The following is a 19,207-nucleotide window of genomic DNA, read 5'->3' on the forward strand; positions in this document are numbered from 1 at the left end:
AAGGTGCCGTGCCCTCAGTGTGGAGGTCCCCATGTCCCGTCGCCGTCGCCGCCACCCCGTCTCCGCGTCCCGCAGATCGATCGTGTTCGCCGCCGGCGCCGCACTCGCCGCGCCCCTTGCCTTCGCCGCTCCCGGGCAGGCGGCCGCGACCGCCGAATTCACCGTCAAGCCCCTGAAGTTCACGGTGCGGGCCGGCGACAGGCAATGCACCGTCGACGCCGACCTCTACCGCCCCGCCGGGGTCGACAAGGCCCGTCCCGCGCCCGCCGTCCTCACCACCAACGGCTTCGGCGGCAGCAAGGCCGACGGTTCCACCGACGTCATCGCCAAGGCCTTCGCCGCCCGCGGCTACGTCGCCCTCGCCTACTCCGGCCTCGGCTTCGGCAAGTCCGGCTGCCCCATCTCGCTCAACGACCCGGAGATCGACGGCAGGGCCGCATCGGGCCTGATCGACTTCCTGGGCGGCACGCGGGCCGCCGACGACGGCACCCGCGCCGACTACGTCACCAAGGACGGCGCGGGAGATCCGCGCCTCGGGATGATCGGCGGCTCGTACGGCGGCACGATCCAGCTGGCCACCGCGGCGAACGACCGCCGCCTGGACGCCCTTGTGCCCCTGATCACCTGGAACGACCTCGCGTATTCCCTCGACCCGAACAACGCGAACGGCGGCGCCACCTCCACCCCCGGCGCGTACAAGTACCAGTGGACGTCCGGCTTCTTCCTCATGGGCGAGGCGCAGGGCCTGCTCAACCCCAGCCTCGACCTGTCCCGGATCGGTGGCGGCGGCTGTCTGCACTTCGTCACCAAGGCCTGCGAGACAACCAGGCTGCTGGCTTCGGGCCGCTACCCCGCGGACCGCACCGCCGAGATGATGGCGTACGCGCGAAGCGTCTCGCCGGCCTCGTACCTCCACAAGGTCAAGGCACCGACTCTGATCATCCAGGGCCAGGCCGACACCCTCTTCAACCTCAACGAGGCCGAGGCGACGTACAAGACCCTCAAGGCGCAGGGCACCGAGACCCGCATGATCTGGCAGTCCTGGGGCCACAGCGGCGGAATCACCGACCCCGCCGCCGGCGAACTCAACCTCGGGCAGGGCAATCTGGATACGAGTTACGTCGGCCAGCGCATCCTCGCTTGGTTCGACCGCTATCTGCACGGCAAGAAGGGCACCGACACCGGCCCCGGCTTCGCGTACTACCGCGACTGGCAGAGCGGTTACGGTACGGCCGCCGCGCCGCCCGCGCCCTCGCAGAAGGTCTACCTCTCAGGCGACGGCAAGCTCGTCGACAACCGTTCCGAGGTCGTGCGCGGCGCCCGTGAGTACCGCAACCGCCTGTTCCCCACCAGCCACTCCGAGAACTCGCTGTCCGGGCTGACCGGCCTGCCCGACCGCGAGCCCAGCGACGCCCCCGGCACCTACCTGGGCTGGTCCACCGAGCCGCTCAAGGCCGCCGTGGACGTGGTGGGCGCCCCGAAGGCGACGCTCAAGGTCGTCTCGCCCAAGACCGAGCGCGTACAGAACTCCGGCGACGCCGCCGACAAGCTCGTCCTCTTCGCCAAGCTGTACGACGTCGCTCCCGACGGCAAGAAGACGCTCGTCCAGCGTCTGGTCGCGCCGGTACGGGTGCCCGACGCGAGCCGTTCCTTCACGGTCTCGCTCCCCGGCATCGTGCACAGGTACGAGGCGGGGCACCGTCTGGAGTTCGTCGTCGCGGCGAGCGACGACGCGTACTACGGCAACCGCGGCATCAAACCGGTGACCGTCACCAGCGCCCCCGAGGACACGGGCGTCCTGGAGCTCCCGGTGGTCAGGGGCTCACTGGGCTGAGGCCCCCGGCGGGGCCACCTGGGCCGCGCTGTCACCCGTACGGCCCGCTCCACCGCCCCCTGGGCCCAGGAACGGCACATCCTGGACCCCGGGGGCGCACCGACGCCCCGGGAAGGGCGGCCGGACCATGAGCCCCAAGGACGCGCCGCGCGGCGGCAGGTTCAGCGGTACGTTCACGCCGGGCCGCATCGCGGTCATCGCGCTGCTGATCGTGACGCTCGTCTTCATCTTCCAGAACACCCGCTACGTCAAGGTCAGGCTGCTCGTGCCCGAGGTCACCATGCCGCTCTACCTGGCCCTGCTCGCGACGGCGGCCATCGGCGCACTGTGCGGCGGCTACCTCATGGGGCGGCGGAAGTAGCCCGGCCGGATGTCCGAGAGCTCCGTCCGCCTCGCCGAGGGTCCGCGCGTGGCCCTGCGGCACTTCAGCCACGCCGACGCCGACGAGTTCACCGCGCGGGCGCGCGAGAGCAGGGCGCTGCACCACCCTTGGCTCTTCCCGCCGGAACGGCCCGCGGCGTACACCTCCTACGCGGGTCCGCTCATCGACGACCCGACGCGGGCCGGCTACCTGGTGTGCGAGCGCTGCGACGGCAGCATCGCGGGCTTCATCAACATCAACAACATCGTCGGGGGCGGCTTCCTGTCCGGTGCGCTGGGTTACGGCGCGTTCGCGCACGCGGCGGGGCGCGGTCTGATGAGCGAGGGCCTCGGCCTGGTCATGGACCAGGCCTTCGGTCCCCTGGGGCTGCACAGGCTGGAGGCCAACATCCAGCCCGCGAACGAGGCGTCCATCGCGCTCGTCCGCAGGGCCGGGTTCCGGCTGGAGGGGTACTCGCCGGACTTCATCCACATCAACGGAGCGTGGCGCGACCACGAGCGGTGGGCGATCACCACGGAAATGCGCCCGGCGAACCCGGCGGCCTCCCGCCCACGTCCGTAACGGACGGGACCCCCTGGTCACAGAGGTGTCCGGCGTGTTCCGATGGTCGCCGGGCGCCGGTGGACGGCGGCCCGTATGAGGGAGTGAGACTGCCTTGGCCACGACTGTGCGACGTGCCGTACTGACCCTGCCCGCCGCCCCTTTGGGGCCGGAGAACCCGCTTCCGGGACTCCGCCCCCTCGACGAGCAGCACGTCATCGACGAGCGCTCGCGCGCGGGGCTCCCGCGCGACATGGCCCGGCAGGTCGGACACGAGCCGCTGCGCACCCTCCTGCCGGTACGCGTCCTGGACGGATACGGACGCGAGCGGACGGAGACGGACCTCGACGCGATCGTCATCGAGAACGACCGGCTGCGGGCGACCGTGCTGCCGGGGCTCGGCGGCCGCGTGCATTCGCTGTTCCACAAGCCGACCGGACGTGAACTCCTCTACCGCAACCCCGTCTTCCAGCCCGCCGACTTCGCGCTCAACGGCGCCTGGTTCTCCGGCGGCCTGGAGTGGAACATCGGCGCCACCGGACACACGACGCTCTCCTGCGCCCCGCTGCACGCCGCGGTCGTCCCCGCCCCCGACGGCGGCGACATGGTCAGGCTCTGGGAGTGGGAACGGCTGCGCGACCTCCCCTTCCAGGTCGACCTGTGGCTGCCGGCCGACTCCGACTTCCTGTACGTCGGCGTACGGATACGCAACCCGCACGAGCGGACCGTGCCCACCTACTGGTGGTCCAACATCGCCGTCCCGGAGGACGAGGGGACCCGCGTCCTCGCCCCGGCGGACGAGGCCTGGCACTTCGGGTACGAACGCAGCCTGCGGCGCGTGCCGGTGCCGGAGTCGCAGGGCGACGGCGTCGACCGTACGTACCCGCTGCGCGGCGACCACCCGGCCGACTACTTCTACGAGGTGCCCGAAGAGGCCCGCAAGTGGATCGCCTCGCTCGACGCCGACGGCCGGGGACTCGTCCAGACCTCCACCGACCGACTGCGCGGGCGCAAGCTGTTCCTGTGGGGCGCGGGACGTGGCGGGCGGCGCTGGCAGCAGTGGCTGACCGAGCCGGGCACCCCGGGGTACGCCGAGATCCAGGCCGGCCTCGCCCGTACCCAGCTGGAGCACGTACCGCTGGAGGCGGGAGCCGAGTTCAGCTGGCTGGAGGCGTACGGTCCGCTGGCCGCCGACGCCGGGGCGGTGCACGGCGCGGACTGGGCCGCTGCCCGCGCCGAGGCCGAGGCCCGGCTGGAGGACGCGCTGCCGCGCGCGCGGGTGGACGCGGCGTACGAAGCGTGGCGGCCGTACGCCGATCACGAGCCGGGGGAGTCGCTCGCGACCGGCTCCGGGTGGGGCGCGCTGGAGGTACTGCGCGCCGGGCGCGGGCTCCCGGGCACGCCCTTCGGTGAGGCGACGCTGGGGGAACAGCAGCAGCCCTGGATGGAGTTGCTGCGCAGCGGCACGTTTCCGGCGGCGCGCGAGGCGGTCCCGCCCGGCCCCTCCCTGGTCGCGCCGCACTGGCGGGACATGCTGGAGACGGCGCCCGCCGAGCCGCTCACCGAGTACCACCTGGGCGTCGCCCAGTGGCACGCGGGCGATGTGGCACAGGCCGTGCGCAGCTGGGAGCGTGGTCTGCAACTCACTTGTTCGCGCTGGCCGTTGCTGCGCTGCCTCGCTGTCGCCGACCTGGACGCGGGCAACGTCGGACGCGCCGCGGATCATTACGCCGAGGCGTTCGAAGACCTCTGCCGGGAGCGGGGCGACGGCGAGGCGTGGACGGCGGCGACGGCCGCGCTGGGGCGCGAGGCGATCGCCGCGCTGCTCGCGGCGGGGCGGCCGGAGGGAGCCCGCACCGTCTGGGAGGGGCTGCCTCCCGCCGTCCGGGGGAGTGGCCGCTTCCGGCTCGCCGAGGCGCAGCTCCTTGTCGCCGAGGGCGACAAGGCAGGCGCCCGCGCCCTCTTCGAGGCCGGGTTCGAGGTGGCGGACCTGCGCGAGGGCGCGGAGATTCTGGGCGAGGTGTGGGCGGCGGTCAGCGACGAGCCGTTGCCCGACGCGTACGACTACCGGATGCGGCCGGGGGAGTAGTTCAGCCCGCCGCGCGCCGGTCGACGTACTCGAAGACCGAGCCGTCCGGGTGCGCGGCGATCAGATTGCGGCCGACCGGGGTCGGGACGGGGCCCGCGATGATGCGGGCGCCGGCCCCGGACAGGGCGGCGCCGGCCTCGTCGACGTCCTTGACGGCGATGGTGGCCGAGACCTTGCGCAGTACTTCGAGTTCGGCCTCGGGACCGCTCATCAGGAGGAAGCAGCCGACCGCGGCGACGGAGACCCCGCCGCGCTCGAAGCGCAGCGCGCGGGTTCCGGTGAGGCGTTCGTAGAAGGCCACGGTGGCCTCCAGGTCGTCGACGCAGATGCGCAGCGTGGTTCCCAGGATCTCCATGGGGACAAGGGTAGTTGGTCGCCTGCCCGCAGAACGGGGGTACGCCGCCCACGGTGCCCCTGCCGGGGGCTTTCCCCTACCCGCCCCTTCCCGCCTGGGGCGCTGCCCCAGACCCCGCTCCTCAAACGCCGGAGGGGCTGAAAGGTCCGGCGTTTGAGGACCGGGGATCTGGAGGCGGAGCCCCCGCGCGGTGAAGCCGCGCAATGGCGCAGCGGGAAGGGGCGGGGTGGGGGAAACAGGCGCTCACGCAACGCGGCACAGCACTTCCCCGTGCGGCACCATGAACCATGCGTCCTCCCGGACGCCCCACCCCCGCCACGCCCCGGCGATCGCCGCCAGGTCGTCCCGCGTCGCGTGGCCGCCGGCCACCGCCAGTTCGGCGTACACCGATCCCGTCGTACGGTCCGCCCACAGGCCGCTCCACCACGCCCGTTCCTCAGGCGTCGCGAAACACCACGTCGCCGCCGACGCCCGCACGTCCGTGAAGCCGGCCCGGCGGGCCCAGGACAGGTGTCTGCGGCCCGCGTCCGGTTCGCCGCCGTTCGAGCGGGCGACCCGGCCGTACAGCTGCTGCCACTCCGCCATGAGCGGTACCTCCGGGAACCACGTCATGGCCGCGTAGTCACTGTCGCGCGCCGCCACGACACCACCGGGGCGGCACACGCGGCGCATCTCCCGCAGGGCCCGCACCGGGTCGCCGACGTGCTGGAGCACCTGATGTGCGTGGACGACGTCGAAGGAGTCGTCGGGGAAGTCGAGCGCGTGGACATCGGCCACGGCGAACTCCACGTTCTCCAGGCCGCGTTCCGCAGCCACCTCGCGCGCCCGCCCGAGCACGTCCGGCGCCGAGTCGACCGCCGTCACCCGGCCGGGCGCGACGAGCGCGGCCAGGTCCGCCGTGATGGTGCCGGGGCCGCAGCCCACGTCCAGGACGTCCAGTCCCGGCCGCAGTTCGCCCAGGAGGTACGCCGCCGAGTTCGCGGCGGTACGCCAACTGTGCGAGCGCAGCACCGACTCGTGGTGTCCATGGGTGTAGACGGCGGTCTCCTCCGGCATGGCCGTACTCCTTCTCCTGAGACATCGGAACGTCGAAGCGGTACGCCGTACATTACGCCGCCATGCCGAAATGTGAGACGTGAATCTCGCGAAGTGAGACGCGAGTGCCGGCGTGCCGTACGGGTACTCGCACGCCTATGGATACGAACCTGTCGGAACAGATCGCACAGGTCGTCCGCGACACCATCAAGGACGAGCTGCGCGCACAGACCAGGAAGCAGCGCCGCACGGCGCGCCTGTACTCCGCGGCCGGAGCGGCCGCGCTCTACGGAGGTGCGGCGGTCGCCGCGTTCCTCGTACTCGTGCTGAACATCGCCCTGCCCGCGTGGGCGGCCGCGCTGGTCGCCGGAGCCCTGCTGATCGGGCTGGCCGTGGTGCTCAAGCAGCAGGCCGCCCGTCCCCGCGGCGGTACCCACGACGCCGAGCTCGGCGCGCCCGCCGTGCCGCCCGTCGCCCCGCCGAGCGGCACGCCCTTCGGCGTCCCACCCGTGCCGCCGGCGCCCCCGGCCGCCCCGTCCCCCGGTGATCCGGAGGCGCCGCACCACCGCGCCTGACAGCTGATCAGGCTCGGGCAGGGCGCCGATCACCGAAGCGCGCGCCACCCCGTGTTTGGCCCCCAGGGACAGGGGCACCGGGAAGGTCCACCGCAACCGCCCCGCCTACGAGGTGAACGCAGTGACCCGTAAACGTCCCCGCATCGTCATCGTCGGAGCGGGCTTCGCCGGCCATCAGGCCGCGAAGACCCTCTCCCGGCGGCTCAGGGACAACGCCGAGATCGTGCTCCTCAACCCCACCGACTACTTCCTCTATCTCCCCCTCCTGCCACAGGTCGCCGCCGGCATCCTGGAGCCGCGCCGCGTGACGGTCTCGCTGCCGGGGACGCTCCCCCGCGTACGACTGGTCCTCGGTGAGGCGAACCACGTGGACCTGGCGGCGCGCCGCGTGCACTACACCGGGCCCGAGGACGACAAGGGCGAGCTGGAGTACGACCGGCTCGTGCTGGCCGTCGGAAGCGTCAACAAGCTGCTGCCGATTCCCGGGGTCGCCGAACACGCCCACGGCTTCCGGGGCCTGCCCGAGGCCCTCTACCTGCGCGACCACGTGACCCGCCAGATCGAACTCGCCGCCGCCACGGGCGACCCGGACGAGTGTGCCGCGCGCTGCACGTTCGTCGTCGTCGGCGCCGGCTACACCGGGACCGAGGTCGCCGCCCAGGGCAAGATGTTCACCGACGCCCTCGTGCGCAAGCAGCGCGCGTGGCGGCACGCCGGGCACAAGCCGCGCTGGCTGCTCCTCGACATCGCGCCGCGCGTCCTGCCCGAACTGGACCGCCGCCTGTCGCAGACCGCCGACAAGGTGCTGCGCGGGCGCGGAGTCGACGTACGGACGGGGACCTCCGTCAAGGAGGCCACCCACGAAGGGGTCCTGCTGGACGACGGGGAGTTCGTCGACACGAGGACCCTGGTGTGGTGTGTCGGCGTACGACCCGATCCGCTGGTCTCGGAGGTCGGGCTGCCGGTCGAACGCGGGCGCCTGCTCGTCGAGCCGACCCTCAACGTGCCCGGCCACCCGGAGGTCTTCGCCTGCGGCGACGCGGCGGCCGTGCCCGACCTCACCAGGCCGGGGGAGTTCACACCGATGACCGCGCAGCACGCCGCCCGGCAGGGAAAGGTGGCGGGCCGCAATGTCGCCGCCTCCCTCGGGCACGGGGAGCGGCAGCAGTACAAGCACAACGACCTCGGGTTCGTCGTGGACCTCGGCGGCGTCAAGGCCGCCGCCAACCCGCTCGGCGTGCCCCTGTCCGGCCCGGTCGCGGGCGCGGTCACGCGCGGCTACCACCTCGCCGCCATGCCGGGGAACCGGGTGCGGGTCGCCGCCGACTGGATGCTCGACGCCGTACTGCCGCGCCAGGCCGTGCAGCTGGGCCTGGTCCGGTCCTGGTCCGTCCCGCTCGACACGTCGTCGCCGGAACTGGCCAGGGTCCCCGGCGCGTCCGGCCGGCCGGAGCAGAGTGAACCCGACGGATGACCGCAAGGAGTGACCACAGGGAGTGACATGGACAGCGAACAGCTCATCCAGCTCGGCCAGCAGCTGAGGGTGGACGCGGTACGGGCCGCCGACGCCGCCCAGTCGGGCCATCCGACCTCGTCGATGTCGGCGGCGGATCTCGCGGCCGTACTCCTCGGCGGGCATCTGCGCTATGACTTCGGCCGGCCCGACCATCCCGGCAACGACCGGTTCATCCTCTCGAAGGGCCACGCGTCCCCGCTGCTGTACGCCATGTACCGCGCGGCCGGCGCCATCGACGACGAGGAACTCCTGACCTACCGGCGGCGCGGCAGCCGCCTGGAAGGGCACCCGACCCCCCGGCTCCCCTGGGTGGACGTGGCGACGGGTTCGCTCGGGCAGGGGCTGCCGGTCGGCGTCGGAGTGGCGCTGGCGGGCAAGCGGCTCGACCGGATCCCGTACCGCGTATGGGTGCTGTGCGGCGACAGCGAGATGGCCGAGGGATCGGTGTGGGAGGCCGTCGAGCACGCGGCCCACGAGCACCTCGACAACCTCACCCTCGTCGTCGACGTCAACCGGCTCGGACAGCGAGGCCCCACCCGCCACGAATGGGACCTGGCGGCGTACAGCCGCAGGCTCCACGCCTTCGGCTGGCACACCATTGAGGTCGACGGACACGACGTCGAGGCCGTCGACGCCGCCTTCAACGAGGCACAGTCCACCGAGGGGCGGCCCACCGCCGTCATCGCGCGCACCCGAAAGGGGCGCGGTGTCGCGGCCGTGGAGGACAAGGAAGGCATGCACGGCAAGCCGCTGAAGGACGCGGGGAGCGCGATCGAGGAGCTCGGCGGCCCCCGGTTCGTGCACGTGGAGGTGCGCAAGCCGTCCGCCGCGAAGAGCCCCGGCCTGCTCGGCACCCGTAACGGTGAGCTGAAGCTGCCGAGCTATGAGAAGGGCGACGAGGTCGCCACGCGCAACGCCTACGGCGAGGCGCTCGCCGCGCTCGGATCCGCGCGCGGCGACGTCGTGGCCCTCGACGGCGAGGTGAGCGACTCGACGCGGTCGCAGTTCTTCGCCAAGGAGCACCCCGACCGGTTCTTCGAGTGCTACATCGCCGAGCAGCAACTGGTCGCGGCGGCCGTCGGGATGCAGACGCGCGGTTACGTCCCGTATGCCTCGTCCTTCGCGGCGTTCCTGACCCGCGCGCACGACTTCGTGCGGATGGCGGCGGTCAGCAGGGCCGGCATCAACCTGGTCGGTTCGCACGCCGGCGTCGCCATCGGCGAGGACGGGCCGTCCCAGATGGGGCTCGAAGACCTCGCGATGTTCCGCGCCGTACACGGCAGCACCGTCCTGTACCCCTGTGACGCCAACCAGACGGCGAAGCTCGTCGCCGCGATGGCGGAGGGCGACGCCCAGAGCCGCGGCGTGCGCTATCTGCGGACCAGCAGGGGCGCCATGCCCGTCATCTACGGGCCCGACGAGGAGTTCCCGGTCGGCGGCAGCAAGCTGCTGCGCTCCGGCGAGGACGACAAGCTGACCCTGCTTGCCGCGGGTGTGACGGTCCACGAGGCACTGCGCGCCGCGGACCTGCTGGCGCTGGAGGGCGTGCCGGTCCGGGTCGTCGACCTGTACTCGCTCAAGCCCGTCGACGAGCGCGCCGTGCAGGAGGCGGCACAGCGCACCGGCTGCCTGGTGACGGTCGAGGACCACCATCCGCAGGGCGGCCTGGGCGACGCGGTCGCCGAGGTGTTCGCCGACGGCCGGCCGGCCCCCCGGCTGGTCCGCCTGGCCGTCGGAAACATGCCCGGTTCCGCCACGGAGCAGGAACAGCTCAACGCCTCGGGGATCGACGCCGACTCGATCGCGGCCGCCGTGAAGCTGCTGGTGGACAAGGTGATCGTGATGTGAGAGCGCGGCGGGGTGTGGGTGGCGGGGTGCCCTGAACATCCCGCCACCCTCCCCGCGCCGTGCGGGCCCGCTGGTGGCGGGCCCTTGCCCGCGCCTGTCGGTGTACGACGCCGGAGCGAGCCCAGGAGAGAGACGATGAGCGACACCACAACCGTCAAGGCCGGGCGCCGCACGGTGACCGTCCACCGCCCCGGGAAGGTCCTCTTCCCCGACTGCGGCCTCACCAAGGCCGATGTCGCCGGCTACTACCGGCGGATCGCGGCGTTCATGGTCCCCCAGCTGCGCGACCGGCCCCTGATGCTGGAACGCATGCCCGACGGCACCGACGGCCCGCGCTTCATGCAGAAGGACACCCCCGAGCACTACCCCGAGTGGGTACGCCGGGTACGCGTCCCGAAGGAGGGGGGCACCGTCACGCACACCGTGTGCGACGACAGCGCCACCCTCGTCTTCCTGGCCGACCAGGCGTGCCTCGCACTCCACCGCTGGCTGTCGCGGGCCGACCGCATCGAGTGGCCCGACCGGCTGGTGTTCGACCTGGACCCGCCCGGGGACGACTTCCCGGCCGTACGGGAGGCGGCGTACCGGCTCGGCGAACTTCTCGACCAGCTGCGGCTGCCGTCCACGCTCATGACCACGGGCTCCAAGGGCCTCCATGTGATCGTGCCCCTCGACGGGAAAACCACGTTCGACGACTCCCGCGCCTTCGCCGGGGAGGTCGCGGAGATCCTCGCCGGGCGCCACCCGGACGAGCTGACGACGGCCGTACGCAAGCAGGCCCGCGGCGACCGGCTCTTCCTGGACATCGGGCGCAACGCCTACGCCCAGACGGCTGTCGCCCCCTGGTCGGTGCGCCCGAAGGAGGGCGCGCCGGTCGCCGCGCCGATCTCCTGGGAGCAGCTCGACGACAAGGAACTCACGGCGCGCTCTTGGTCGTTGACGGACACCGACGGCGTGCTGGAGCAGGCCCGCGCGAACCCCTGGTCGGGGGTGTCCTCCAGGGGCCGCGCACTGGGCCCGGCGCGCAGGCGCCTGCGCGCCCTGCGCTGACAGAACCCGGTCGAGCCTCGCCGGGATGTGGTGCGAATCACCCCTGTGTCTGTTGATCTCACCACAGGCGGGTACCCGCACAGGATCGAACAACGCTCAGGCGCCAGGGAGTTTGGAACCGGCGCCAGCGGTAACCCGATGTCGGAGGCTGCAATGGCAAATACATCCGGTACATCCGGAAAGTCTGATACGTCGGATGCGTCCGAGAACACACCGAAAAGCAAACAGAATTCACAGGCCAGAACGGAAAGCCTGCCGGGCCCGATGGATGTGCTGCGCGGAGCGAAGGCACAACTGGCGGAACTCACCGGTATGGAAGCCGAGTCGGTCTCTTCCTTCGAACGCACGGAGGACGACGGCTGGATGTTGCGGATCGAGGTCCTGGAACTGTCCAGGGTCCCCGACACCATGAGCCTTCTCGCGTCGTACGAAGTAACCCTCGACGCCTACGGAGCGCTCACCGGCTACCGGCGCGTACGCCGCTACGAGCGCGGCAGGGCAGACCGTTCATAGACACCCACACTAAGGAGGGCCGGTTCGCATGACCGTAGTCCCGGCACAGCAAGGTGGAGGCGGCGGCGGTACCAGCGGCCTCTACGACGTCCTGGAGCTCGTCCTCGACCGGGGGCTCGTCATCGACGCATTCATTCGTGTCTCCCTGGTCGGCATCGAGATCCTCAAGATCGACATCCGGGTCGTGGTCGCGAGCGTCGACACGTACCTGCGCTTCGCCGAGGCCTGTAACCGCCTCGACCTCGAAACCGGTGCCAACAAGAGCCCCGGACTGCCCGAGATCGTCGGTGAGGTCACCGAGTCCGGCGCCAAGGGCAAGTCGAAGGGCGCGCTGTCCGGCGCGGCCGAGACCATCTCGGACGCGTTCCAGCAGGCCCGCAGCGGTGGTGACGAGCAGTCCGAGCCGAAGCCGCGCGCCCGTCGCAGCACCACGTCCCGCCGGAAGGAGGAGCAGGAATGAGTACGTACGTCTACGGCATCGCACGCGGTAACCACCCCGTACTTCCCGAGCCGACGAACGGGGTCGGCGAACCGCCGATGCCCGTACGCGCCCTCAGGGCCGGCGAACTGACCGCGCTGGTGAGTGACGCGCCCGAGGACCTCAGGCCCAAGCGCCGGGACCTGCTGGCGCACCAGACCGTCCTCTCGGAGGCCGGCGCCGTGGGCGCCGTGCTGCCGATGCGCTTCGGGAGCCTGTCGGCCGACGACGAGTCGGTACGGACGGTGCTCGCCGAACGCGAGAAGCACTACCTGGAGCGGCTCGACGCGCTCGACAACCAGGTCGAGTACAACGTGAAGGCCACCCACGACGAGGAGGCCGTCCTCCACCAGGTGCTCGCGGACGACGCCGAACTGCGCACCCTCAACGAGGCCAACCGGGCGGCCGGCGGCGGCACCTACGAGCAGAAGCTGCGGCTCGGCGAACGCGTCGTGGCGGCCGTCCAGCAGCGCGAACAGCGCGACGGCGAACTGGTGCGCCAGGCCCTGGAGGGAGCGGCCGGAGCCGTCAGCCCCGGGCCGGAGAGCAGCGGCTGGCTGGCGAACGTCTCCTTCCTCGTCGACCGCGACCACACCGCGGACTTCGTGGAGACGGTGGACGCCCTGCGCAAGGAGCACCCCCATCTCGTGCTCCAGGTGAACGGTCCGCTGCCGCCCTACAGCTTCGTGGAGTGACGGGGCGATGGGCCTCCTGGGAGAGCTGTTTCTCCTTCCCCTGGCCCCTGTCCGCGGCACCTCATGGGTGCTGCGGCAGGTGGTCACGGAGGCGGAGCGGCAGTACTACGACCCGTCGGCCATCCAGCGCGAACTGTCAGCCCTGGAGCGTCAGCTCGAGGCCGGAGAGATCGACGAGGCCGAATTCGACCGCCGAGAGGACGAGCTCCTCGACCGGCTGGAGAAGAGGAACCCGACGACATGAACAACAGGCTGGCCATGGGCCTCGCGGTAGGCGCGGGATATCTGCTCGGGCGTACGAAGAAGGCGAAGCTCGCCTTCGGCATCGGCACGATGGTGATCGGCAAGAAGCTTCAGCTGAGCCCGCGCGCGCTCGCGGAGTTCGCCTCGTCGCAGTTGCAGAACAACCCGCAGTTCAAGGAGATCGGCGACCAGCTGCGCGAGGACATGCGGGGCGTCGGCAAGGCGGCGACGGGCGCGCTCGTGACGCGGCAGCTCAACGCGGTCGCAGACCGGCTGCACGACCGGACGCTGGGCGTGCAGGACCAGCTCTCGGGCGCGGTCCCCGACGACGTGTCTGACCGGCTGGACGACGAGCAGGACGCGCAGGACGAGCACGACGACGAGCAGGACGACGTGCGCGACGAAGAGCGCGACGACGAGCGGCGCGAACGCCGCAAGAAGACGGCGAGCGCCGCCAGGAAGACCGGCACGGGCGCCACGAAGAAGGCGCCGGCCAAGAAGACGGCTTCCGCGGCCAAGAAGACCGCCGCGAAGAAGACCGCCAGTGCCGCGAAGGGAGGCCGGAGCCGTGGCTGACACCAAGGGGCCCCAGAGCCTGCTGGGCGCGGACAACGAGGCCGCGCAGCGGCTGAAGGAAGAACTCCAGTCGTACCTCATGGCCCAGGCCGTACGGATGCTGACGGGCGCCGGTCGCAAGCTCGGCGAGAGCACCCTCAAGCTCAACGACATCGCGGAGGGCAAGAGCCCCGGATTCGCCAAACTGGCGAAGGAGGGCGGCCGCAAGCTCGCCGAGGGCAAGGGCCCGCTGCGGGGCGCGCTCGAAGTGGGCGCCTCCCACGTCAAGGACAATGTGATGGACGCGGTCAAGGGCCTGGGCGGCAAGGGCAAGAAGGGTGGCGGCGGCAGTAAGCCGGTCGTCATCATGGAGCACATCGACGTGGGCGTCCCGGTCCGTGAGGCGTACGACCAGTGGACCCAGTACCAGGACTTCTCCACCTTCGCGAAGGGCGTCAAGAGCGCCGGCGCCGCCGACGACACGACCTCCGACTGGAAACTCAAGGTCTTCTGGTCGAACCGCAGTTGGAAGGCGCACACCACCGAGCAGGTGCCTGACTCGAGGATCGCCTGGACGTCCGAGGGCGCCAAGGGCACCACGAAGGGCGTCGTCACCTTCCACGAGCTGGGCGAGAACCTCACACGGGTGCTGCTGGTCGTGGAGTACTACCCCAAGGGCCTGTTCGAGAAGACCGGCAACATCTGGCGCGCCCAGGGCCGCCGGACCCGCCTGGACCTGAAGCACTTCGCCCGGCACATCACGCTCAAGGGCGAGGCCGATGACGGCTGGCGAGGCGAGATACAGGACGGCGAGGTCGTGCGCAGCCACGAGGACGCGGTCGCGGAGGAGAGCGAAGAGCCGCAGGAAGAACCCGAGGGCGAGTACGAGGACGAGGAGTACGTCGACGAAGAGGGCGAGCCCGAATCCGAGCCCGAGGAAGACGAATACGTAGCGGAAGACGAAGAAGAGGGCGAAGAAGAGGAAGAGGACCCGGATGCACGCAAGCAGCGTGAATACGCGGACAGCGGAAGCCGGGACCGCTGATGACGACGCCGAACAGACTTCCCGATCCGTACGCCTCAAATGGAAGCGCGAATCTCGCCGACATTCTTGAGCGCGTACTGGACAAGGGAGTCGTCATCGCGGGAGATATCAAGATCAATCTCCTCGACATCGAACTTCTCACCATCAAGCTGCGTCTCATCGTCGCCTCCGTCGACAAGGCGAAGGAAATGGGCATCGACTGGTGGGAGGAGGACCCGTCCCTCTCCTCCGGCGCCCGTCGCCGTGAACTCGCCCAGGAGAACGAGCGGTTGCAGCGGCGCATCGCCGATCTGGAGGCGGCGCCCGCACTCGAAGAGCGCGAGGAAAACCAGGCATGAACGAACTGCGCTACGTCTACGCCGTCACCCGGCCCTTCGGCGGTGTCCTCCCCGAAGGCGTGAACGGCCTCGACGGTGAGCCGCCCCGGCTGCTGCACCACGGCGACCTCGTCGCCGTGGTCAGCCCGGTGCCGGCCGAGGACTTCGCCGAGGCGCCGCTCAAGGAGCACTTGGAGAACCTCGACTGGCTCACCGCCACGGCCCGCAACCACGAGGCCGTCGTCGGTGCCATGACCGCCGTCACCTGTCCCGTGCCGCTGCGCCTGGCCACCGTGTGCGTGGACGACAGCGGCGTACGCAGGCTGCTCGACGCGGGCCACGACCGCTTCGTACAGACACTGGAGCGGCTGGAAGGACGGGTCGAGTGGGGCGTAAAGGTGTACGCCGATCCCGAGCCGGACCCGGCCCCCGCCGCCGGGCCGGAACCGTCCGAGGCAACGCCCGCGCAAGCCGCCGCCCCCGCGACCGGGCGTGACTACTTGCGCCAACGCCTCAGCCGGCGGCAGGCGCGCGAGAGCGTCTGGGAGCGCGCCGACCTGCTGGCACGCGCGTTGCACGCGGAGCTCTGCGGGCGCGCGGAGGCCGCCGCCCTGCACCGCCCGCAGGATTCCCGGCTTTCCGAGGTGCCAGGGCAGAACGTCCTCAACGCGGCGTACCTGGTGTCGCGGGAGGACAGCGAGGATTTCGTGGCGGAGGTCGGCCGGCTCACGCCGGAGGACCGGGGCGTACGGGTGGAACTCACCGGGCCCTGGGCCCCGTACTCCTTCGCAGGGCAGTCGGAGCAGGCGGGGCAGCCAGGGCAGCCAGGGCAGTCAGGGCAAGCGGAGGCAGTCGGATGACGGCGCCGCCCGGCATCTCCGGCAACGGCCCCCTCGCCCAGCGCCAGCTCGCCCTCGTCGACCTGCTGGACCGGCTGCTGGCAGGCGGGGTCGTGATCACGGGCGATCTGACGCTCCGTATCGCGGATGTCGATCTCGTACGTGTCGACCTCAACGCCCTCATCAGCTCCGTCAACGTCAACGTGCCGTCCCCGTTCGAGGAGGAGGAGTTGCTGTGACCACCGAGGCCACCGAAGGACGCCGCCGTGTGGAACTCGACGCCGACACCGTCGAGCGCGATCTCGTCAAGCTCGTCCTGACGGTCGTGGAGCTGCTGCGTCAGCTGATGGAACGTCAGGCGCTGCGCCGGGTGGAGACCGGCGACCTCAGCGAGGAGCAGGAGGAGCGGATCGGTATGACGCTGATGCTCCTGGAGGACCGGATGGACGTGCTGCGCACCCGGTTCGGACTCGAACCCGAGGACCTCAATATCGACCTTGGCCCCTTGGGCCCGCTGCTGCCCAAAGGTGAGTAGAGGAAAAAGGAAACGGGAAAAAGAAAATGGGGCGGCGGCCCGAAGGCCGCCGCCCCTCTTATCTCGTCTTTTCTACCATCGGTACCAACGCGACCTGCCTCCCGAAGCCGAGGTGCTTCGCATCAGGAATCCCAGAAGCCAGATCACCAGCACCGCGATGGCGATCCACCAGAGGATCTTCACCGCGAATCCGGCGCCGAAGAGAATCAGGACGAGAAGAAGTACGAGCAGGATGGGAACCATTATTTATACCTCCTGACCTGCGAGTGCCCGAATTCCGTCCTCGTACACTGAATCACTGAGAGCTGATGTGACCCGAAAGTCCGACCGCAAAACCCGGAATACCGTCCTCGTGGCGCTCGCCGCCAACCTCGTCATCGCCGCCGCCAAGACAGTCGGCGGGCTCGCATCGGGTTCCCCCGCCCTGCTCTCCGAGGCCGCACACTCCGTCGCGGACAGCGTCAACGAAGTCTTCCTGCTCGCGTCCCTGAGCCGCAGCCGCCGCCCGGCGGACGGGAAGCACCCCTTCGGATACGGCAAGGAGCGCTACTTCTGGGCCCTGCTCGCCGCCGTCGGCATCTTCGTCATGGGCGGCTGCTTCTCCTTCTTCCAGGGTTTCGAAGCGCTCGGCGGAGCCAACGGCAAGGAGACGTACACCGGTTACGTCGCCGGGCTCGCCGTCCTGGGTGTCGCCCTCCTCGCCGAGGGCACCTCCCTGGCCCGTGCCCTCTTCCAGGCGCGCCGCCAGCCGGGCGCCGGACTGGGCCAGGACCCGGCCCTGCGCACGGTCGTCGCGGAGGACGGCACCGCAGTCGTCGGCGTGCTCCTCGCGGCGGCCGGCATGGGGCTCCACATGGTGACCGGCAACGGCGTCTACGAGGCCGTCGCGTCGTTCTCCATCGGCCTGCTGCTCGGGTACGTCGCCTACCGGCTCGGCCGGGACGCCAGGGCCCAGCTCATAGGAGAGGCCGCCGACCCCGGGCTGCGCGCGGACATCCGCGCGCTCATCGAGGCCCAGCCGGAGATCGACAACGTCGCCGAGCTGCTGACGATGCAGCTCGGGCTCGACTCGCTCCTGGTGGCGGCCCGCGTCGACCTGATGCCGGGGCTGGACAGCGAGGAGGTGGAACTCGTCTGCGTACGCATCAAAGGCTCCGTGAAAAAGACCTGGCCGCGAGCCGACCAGGTCTTTCTCGACGTCACCGAGGCCCCTTCGAAGGCCCCGGTCTCTACAGGGGAAGCGGACGGTAAACGGTGAGCGCTTCGTCCGCCTTGTCGATGACGAACTCCCTGGGGGCCTGGGCCACTTCGCCGTCGTACGCCAGCAGCGTTCCCGGCTCCAGCCCCGAGATCCACACCCGGCGCAGCCGTTGCGCCGCGTGCACGGGGGAGCGGCTCAGCGGACCCGCGAGAGCCGCTGCCAGAAGCCGCAGGCCGGGCAGCCGCCCGCCGTGCACCACGCGTACGTCGAGGAGCCCGTCGGCCAGGTTGTGACGCCGGCCGGGGGTCGGGCCGAAGCGCTGGTACATGCCGTTGCCCGCGAACAGCATCCACAGCGCGCGCCGACGCCCCTTGTGCTCCCCGATGTCGGCCTCCAGCGGCCGCTCGCCGCGCAGCACTTCCGCCGCCGCCAGCACACCGGCGGGCCAGCCGCCGATGCGCGGGGCCCAGTGTTCCCTGATCCGTACCAGCTCGGGATAGACGCCCAGGCTGAAGGTGTTGAGGAAATGGCCCGGCTCGCCACCGGGGCCCGGACCCGGTGTGAACCGGCCCAGGTCCACCTTGACCGCGTCGCCGGAGGTCAGCGCCCGGCAGGTGTCGGCGACTTCCTCGATGCCCAGGTCGTACGCGAAATGATTGAGCGTGCCGCCGGGGAACACGGCGAGCGGGACCTGATGGCGAGTGGCGACGACCGCGGCCTGGTTGACCGTGCCGTCGCCGCCGCAGATTCCGAGCGCCCGGCCCTGCTGCGCCGCCTTCTCCAGCTCGGCCGACAGTTCGTCGGGCTCGCACTCCACGACCTCGGCGCGCGGCAGCGCGTCCCGTACCAGCGCCACCTTGGCCGCGGCGGAACCCGACTGCTTGTTGACGACGACGATCAGGCCCTGGCCACCGGGCAGCGCCGGCGCTTCGGTGTACGGCCGCCCGGGCGCCGGGATCTGCGCCCGCGTCGGTACGAGCCCGCGCACAGCGAAGGCCGCGCCGACCCCCAGGGCCGCGCCGACCAGTACATCGCTCGGATAGTGCGCGCCCGTATAGATGCGGGAGAAGGCGACCGACGCGGCGACCGGCGCCACGACCGCGCCCCACCCCTTGGACTCCAGCGCCACACCCGTCGCGAAGGCCGCGGCGGAGGCGGAGTGCCCGGAGGGAAAGGAGGTCGTGATCGGCTGGCGCTTGAGCTGCCGGATCAGCGGTACCGCGTCCAGGACGGGCCTGACCCGGCGCACCGAACGCTTCCCCACGGTGTTGACGGCGAGGGAGGCCAGCGCGAGAGAGGCGACCCCGCGCACGGCGGCCCGGCGGGCGCGGGTGCTGCTGCCGAGGGCCGCTATTCCGGCGGCCGTACCGAACCACAGCACACCGTGGTTCGCGCCGTGGCTGAGGCGCGGCAGGACCCGGTCGCCGCCCGGCCAGTGGTGGGTCGCCACACCGTGGAAGAGCGCCCGGTCACGGGCGCTCAACCAGGCGGCGATCCGCCCCGGTGCGCGGGGCGGGACATGCGCATGCGGTGAAAACGCAGAAGACATGGCACGCGAGTAC

Annotated in this window: 23 protein-coding genes; 19 read left to right on the plus strand and 4 right to left on the minus strand. The window is 71.1% G+C overall.

All coding sequences use genetic code 11. The features are described 5' to 3' along the window. The first annotated feature begins 31 nt into the window (after positions 1 to 31). The 4 genes from AC1P0E_RS28335 to AC1P0E_RS28350 all read left to right on the plus strand — a co-directional run bounded on the left by AC1P0E_RS28335 (position 32) and on the right by AC1P0E_RS28350 (position 4,845). The gene (locus tag AC1P0E_RS28335) at positions 32 to 1,834 is read left to right on the plus strand and encodes a CocE/NonD family hydrolase (protein WP_482744939.1); all 1,803 of its coding nucleotides are present in this window, start codon (positions 32 to 34) and stop codon (positions 1,832 to 1,834) included. A gap of 127 nt (positions 1,835 to 1,961) precedes the next feature. Then, positions 1,962 to 2,195 (plus strand): lipopolysaccharide assembly protein LapA domain-containing protein, encoded by a 234-nt coding sequence (locus AC1P0E_RS28340; protein ID WP_482744940.1) that lies wholly within the window; start codon positions 1,962 to 1,964, stop codon positions 2,193 to 2,195. A 9-nt stretch (positions 2,196 to 2,204) separates the two neighbouring features. Further along, positions 2,205 to 2,777 (plus strand): GNAT family N-acetyltransferase, encoded by a 573-nt coding sequence (locus AC1P0E_RS28345; RefSeq protein WP_482744941.1) that lies wholly within the window; start codon positions 2,205 to 2,207, stop codon positions 2,775 to 2,777. Between the two features lie 94 nt (positions 2,778 to 2,871). Next, positions 2,872 to 4,845 (plus strand): DUF5107 domain-containing protein, encoded by a 1,974-nt coding sequence (locus AC1P0E_RS28350; protein ID WP_482744942.1) that lies wholly within the window; start codon positions 2,872 to 2,874, stop codon positions 4,843 to 4,845. A 1-nt stretch (position 4,846) separates the two neighbouring features. Here AC1P0E_RS28350 and AC1P0E_RS28355 read toward each other — a convergent pair whose 3' ends face one another. Together AC1P0E_RS28355 and AC1P0E_RS28360 are read right to left on the minus strand one after the other, a co-directional pair. Then, the gene (locus AC1P0E_RS28355) at positions 4,847 to 5,200 is read right to left on the minus strand and encodes a VOC family protein (RefSeq protein ID WP_482744943.1); all 354 of its coding nucleotides are present in this window, start codon (positions 5,198 to 5,200) and stop codon (positions 4,847 to 4,849) included. Between the two features lie 243 nt (positions 5,201 to 5,443). Beyond that, positions 5,444 to 6,256, minus strand: coding sequence for a class I SAM-dependent methyltransferase (locus AC1P0E_RS28360; RefSeq protein WP_482744944.1), 813 nt, complete (start codon positions 6,254 to 6,256; stop codon positions 5,444 to 5,446). Positions 6,257 to 6,393: 137 nt separating this feature from the next. On the opposite strand from AC1P0E_RS28360, the gene AC1P0E_RS28365 reads away from it, so the two are divergent. From AC1P0E_RS28365 to AC1P0E_RS28430, 14 genes are all read left to right on the plus strand, one after another. Continuing rightward, positions 6,394 to 6,810, plus strand: a complete 417-nt coding sequence (locus AC1P0E_RS28365; protein WP_482744945.1) for a phage holin family protein — start codon at positions 6,394 to 6,396, stop codon at positions 6,808 to 6,810. Positions 6,811 to 6,931: 121 nt separating this feature from the next. Beyond that, on the plus strand, positions 6,932 to 8,284 hold the full coding sequence (locus AC1P0E_RS28370) for an NAD(P)/FAD-dependent oxidoreductase (RefSeq protein WP_482744946.1): 1,353 nt from the start codon (positions 6,932 to 6,934) through the stop codon (positions 8,282 to 8,284). A gap of 27 nt (positions 8,285 to 8,311) precedes the next feature. Then, entirely contained in the window at positions 8,312 to 10,174 is a 1,863-nt protein-coding gene (locus tag AC1P0E_RS28375) for a transketolase (RefSeq protein WP_482744947.1), read from the plus strand. Between the two features lie 135 nt (positions 10,175 to 10,309). Continuing rightward, a complete protein-coding gene (ligD, locus tag AC1P0E_RS28380; protein ID WP_482744948.1) occupies positions 10,310 to 11,224 on the plus strand; it encodes a non-homologous end-joining DNA ligase in 915 nt (304 codons plus the stop codon). A 153-nt stretch (positions 11,225 to 11,377) separates the two neighbouring features. Beyond that, a complete protein-coding gene (locus tag AC1P0E_RS28385; RefSeq protein WP_482744949.1) occupies positions 11,378 to 11,737 on the plus strand; it encodes a gas vesicle protein GvpO in 360 nt (119 codons plus the stop codon). 28 nt (positions 11,738 to 11,765) lie between these two features. Beyond that, complete coding sequence (locus AC1P0E_RS28390; protein ID WP_482744950.1) at positions 11,766 to 12,197, plus strand: gas vesicle structural protein GvpA; 432 nt, start codon at positions 11,766 to 11,768, stop codon at positions 12,195 to 12,197. Continuing rightward, a complete protein-coding gene (locus AC1P0E_RS28395) occupies positions 12,194 to 12,910 on the plus strand; it encodes a GvpL/GvpF family gas vesicle protein (protein ID WP_482744951.1) in 717 nt (238 codons plus the stop codon). The genes AC1P0E_RS28390 and AC1P0E_RS28395 overlap by 4 nt, the downstream gene beginning before the upstream one ends. A gap of 7 nt (positions 12,911 to 12,917) precedes the next feature. Continuing rightward, positions 12,918 to 13,154, plus strand: a complete 237-nt coding sequence (locus AC1P0E_RS28400) for a gas vesicle protein GvpG (RefSeq protein WP_482744952.1) — start codon at positions 12,918 to 12,920, stop codon at positions 13,152 to 13,154. Further along, entirely contained in the window at positions 13,151 to 13,729 is a 579-nt protein-coding gene (locus AC1P0E_RS28405) for a DNA primase (protein ID WP_482744953.1), read from the plus strand. The genes AC1P0E_RS28400 and AC1P0E_RS28405 overlap by 4 nt, the downstream gene beginning before the upstream one ends. Before the next feature lie 79 nt (positions 13,730 to 13,808). Beyond that, positions 13,809 to 14,753 carry an SRPBCC family protein gene (locus AC1P0E_RS28410; RefSeq protein ID WP_482745934.1) on the plus strand — a complete coding sequence of 315 codons (945 nt, stop codon included), beginning with the start codon at positions 13,809 to 13,811 and terminating at the stop codon, positions 14,751 to 14,753. Continuing rightward, positions 14,753 to 15,091, plus strand: a complete 339-nt coding sequence (locus AC1P0E_RS28415; protein ID WP_482744954.1) for a gas vesicle protein — start codon at positions 14,753 to 14,755, stop codon at positions 15,089 to 15,091. Before AC1P0E_RS28410 ends, AC1P0E_RS28415 begins: the two co-directional genes overlap by 1 nt. Next, a complete protein-coding gene (locus tag AC1P0E_RS28420; protein ID WP_482744955.1) occupies positions 15,088 to 15,930 on the plus strand; it encodes a GvpL/GvpF family gas vesicle protein in 843 nt (280 codons plus the stop codon). Before AC1P0E_RS28415 ends, AC1P0E_RS28420 begins: the two co-directional genes overlap by 4 nt. Further along, positions 15,927 to 16,148: a gas vesicle protein gene (locus AC1P0E_RS28425; RefSeq protein WP_482744956.1), complete on the plus strand. Its 222-nt coding sequence runs from the start codon at positions 15,927 to 15,929 to the stop codon at positions 16,146 to 16,148. Before AC1P0E_RS28420 ends, AC1P0E_RS28425 begins: the two co-directional genes overlap by 4 nt. After that, positions 16,145 to 16,444 (plus strand): gas vesicle protein K, encoded by a 300-nt coding sequence (locus tag AC1P0E_RS28430; protein ID WP_482744957.1) that lies wholly within the window; start codon positions 16,145 to 16,147, stop codon positions 16,442 to 16,444. The genes AC1P0E_RS28425 and AC1P0E_RS28430 overlap by 4 nt, the downstream gene beginning before the upstream one ends. Positions 16,445 to 16,516: 72 nt before the next feature. Here AC1P0E_RS28430 and AC1P0E_RS28435 read toward each other — a convergent pair whose 3' ends face one another. Next, positions 16,517 to 16,687 carry a hydrophobic protein gene (locus AC1P0E_RS28435; RefSeq protein ID WP_482744958.1) on the minus strand — a complete coding sequence of 57 codons (171 nt, stop codon included), beginning with the start codon at positions 16,685 to 16,687 and terminating at the stop codon, positions 16,517 to 16,519. A gap of 67 nt (positions 16,688 to 16,754) precedes the next feature. Between AC1P0E_RS28435 and AC1P0E_RS28440 the strand changes: the two genes are divergently transcribed. Next, positions 16,755 to 17,702, plus strand: coding sequence for a cation diffusion facilitator family transporter (locus tag AC1P0E_RS28440; RefSeq protein ID WP_482744959.1), 948 nt, complete (start codon positions 16,755 to 16,757; stop codon positions 17,700 to 17,702). Here the strand turns inward: AC1P0E_RS28440 and AC1P0E_RS28445 are convergent. Beyond that, on the minus strand, positions 17,674 to 19,194 hold the full coding sequence (locus AC1P0E_RS28445) for a phosphatase PAP2 family protein (RefSeq protein ID WP_482744960.1): 1,521 nt from the start codon (positions 19,192 to 19,194) through the stop codon (positions 17,674 to 17,676). The two genes, AC1P0E_RS28440 and AC1P0E_RS28445, sit on opposite strands and share 29 nt — an antisense overlap. Positions 19,195 to 19,207 lie beyond the last annotated feature (13 nt).

The organism is Streptomyces sp. TRD_SC_5 (assembly GCF_056836825.1).

What these genes read in the sequence shown, in the direction of transcription:
- AC1P0E_RS28335 (WP_482744939.1), top strand. Translation starts at nt 32, where the DNA reads ATGTCCCGTCGCCGTCGCCGCCACCCCGTCTCCGCGTCCCGCAGATCG.
- AC1P0E_RS28340 (WP_482744940.1), top strand. Translation starts at nt 1,962, where the DNA reads ATGAGCCCCAAGGACGCGCCGCGCGGCGGCAGGTTCAGCGGTACGTTC.
- AC1P0E_RS28345 (WP_482744941.1), top strand. Translation starts at nt 2,205, where the DNA reads ATGTCCGAGAGCTCCGTCCGCCTCGCCGAGGGTCCGCGCGTGGCCCTG.
- AC1P0E_RS28355 (WP_482744943.1), bottom strand. Translation starts at nt 5,200, where the DNA reads ATGGAGATCCTGGGAACCACGCTGCGCATCTGCGTCGACGACCTGGAG.
- AC1P0E_RS28360 (WP_482744944.1), bottom strand. Translation starts at nt 6,256, where the DNA reads ATGCCGGAGGAGACCGCCGTCTACACCCATGGACACCACGAGTCGGTG.
- AC1P0E_RS28365 (WP_482744945.1), top strand. Translation starts at nt 6,394, where the DNA reads ATGGATACGAACCTGTCGGAACAGATCGCACAGGTCGTCCGCGACACC.
- AC1P0E_RS28375 (WP_482744947.1), top strand. Translation starts at nt 8,312, where the DNA reads ATGGACAGCGAACAGCTCATCCAGCTCGGCCAGCAGCTGAGGGTGGAC.
- ligD (WP_482744948.1), top strand. Translation starts at nt 10,310, where the DNA reads ATGAGCGACACCACAACCGTCAAGGCCGGGCGCCGCACGGTGACCGTC.
- AC1P0E_RS28385 (WP_482744949.1), top strand. Translation starts at nt 11,378, where the DNA reads ATGGCAAATACATCCGGTACATCCGGAAAGTCTGATACGTCGGATGCG.
- AC1P0E_RS28390 (WP_482744950.1), top strand. Translation starts at nt 11,766, where the DNA reads ATGACCGTAGTCCCGGCACAGCAAGGTGGAGGCGGCGGCGGTACCAGC.
- AC1P0E_RS28395 (WP_482744951.1), top strand. Translation starts at nt 12,194, where the DNA reads ATGAGTACGTACGTCTACGGCATCGCACGCGGTAACCACCCCGTACTT.
- AC1P0E_RS28400 (WP_482744952.1), top strand. Translation starts at nt 12,918, where the DNA reads ATGGGCCTCCTGGGAGAGCTGTTTCTCCTTCCCCTGGCCCCTGTCCGC.
- AC1P0E_RS28405 (WP_482744953.1), top strand. Translation starts at nt 13,151, where the DNA reads ATGAACAACAGGCTGGCCATGGGCCTCGCGGTAGGCGCGGGATATCTG.
- AC1P0E_RS28410 (WP_482745934.1), top strand. Translation starts at nt 13,809, where the DNA reads ATGGCCCAGGCCGTACGGATGCTGACGGGCGCCGGTCGCAAGCTCGGC.
- AC1P0E_RS28415 (WP_482744954.1), top strand. Translation starts at nt 14,753, where the DNA reads ATGACGACGCCGAACAGACTTCCCGATCCGTACGCCTCAAATGGAAGC.
- AC1P0E_RS28420 (WP_482744955.1), top strand. Translation starts at nt 15,088, where the DNA reads ATGAACGAACTGCGCTACGTCTACGCCGTCACCCGGCCCTTCGGCGGT.
- AC1P0E_RS28425 (WP_482744956.1), top strand. Translation starts at nt 15,927, where the DNA reads ATGACGGCGCCGCCCGGCATCTCCGGCAACGGCCCCCTCGCCCAGCGC.
- AC1P0E_RS28435 (WP_482744958.1), bottom strand. Translation starts at nt 16,687, where the DNA reads ATGGTTCCCATCCTGCTCGTACTTCTTCTCGTCCTGATTCTCTTCGGC.
- AC1P0E_RS28445 (WP_482744960.1), bottom strand. Translation starts at nt 19,194, where the DNA reads ATGTCTTCTGCGTTTTCACCGCATGCGCATGTCCCGCCCCGCGCACCG.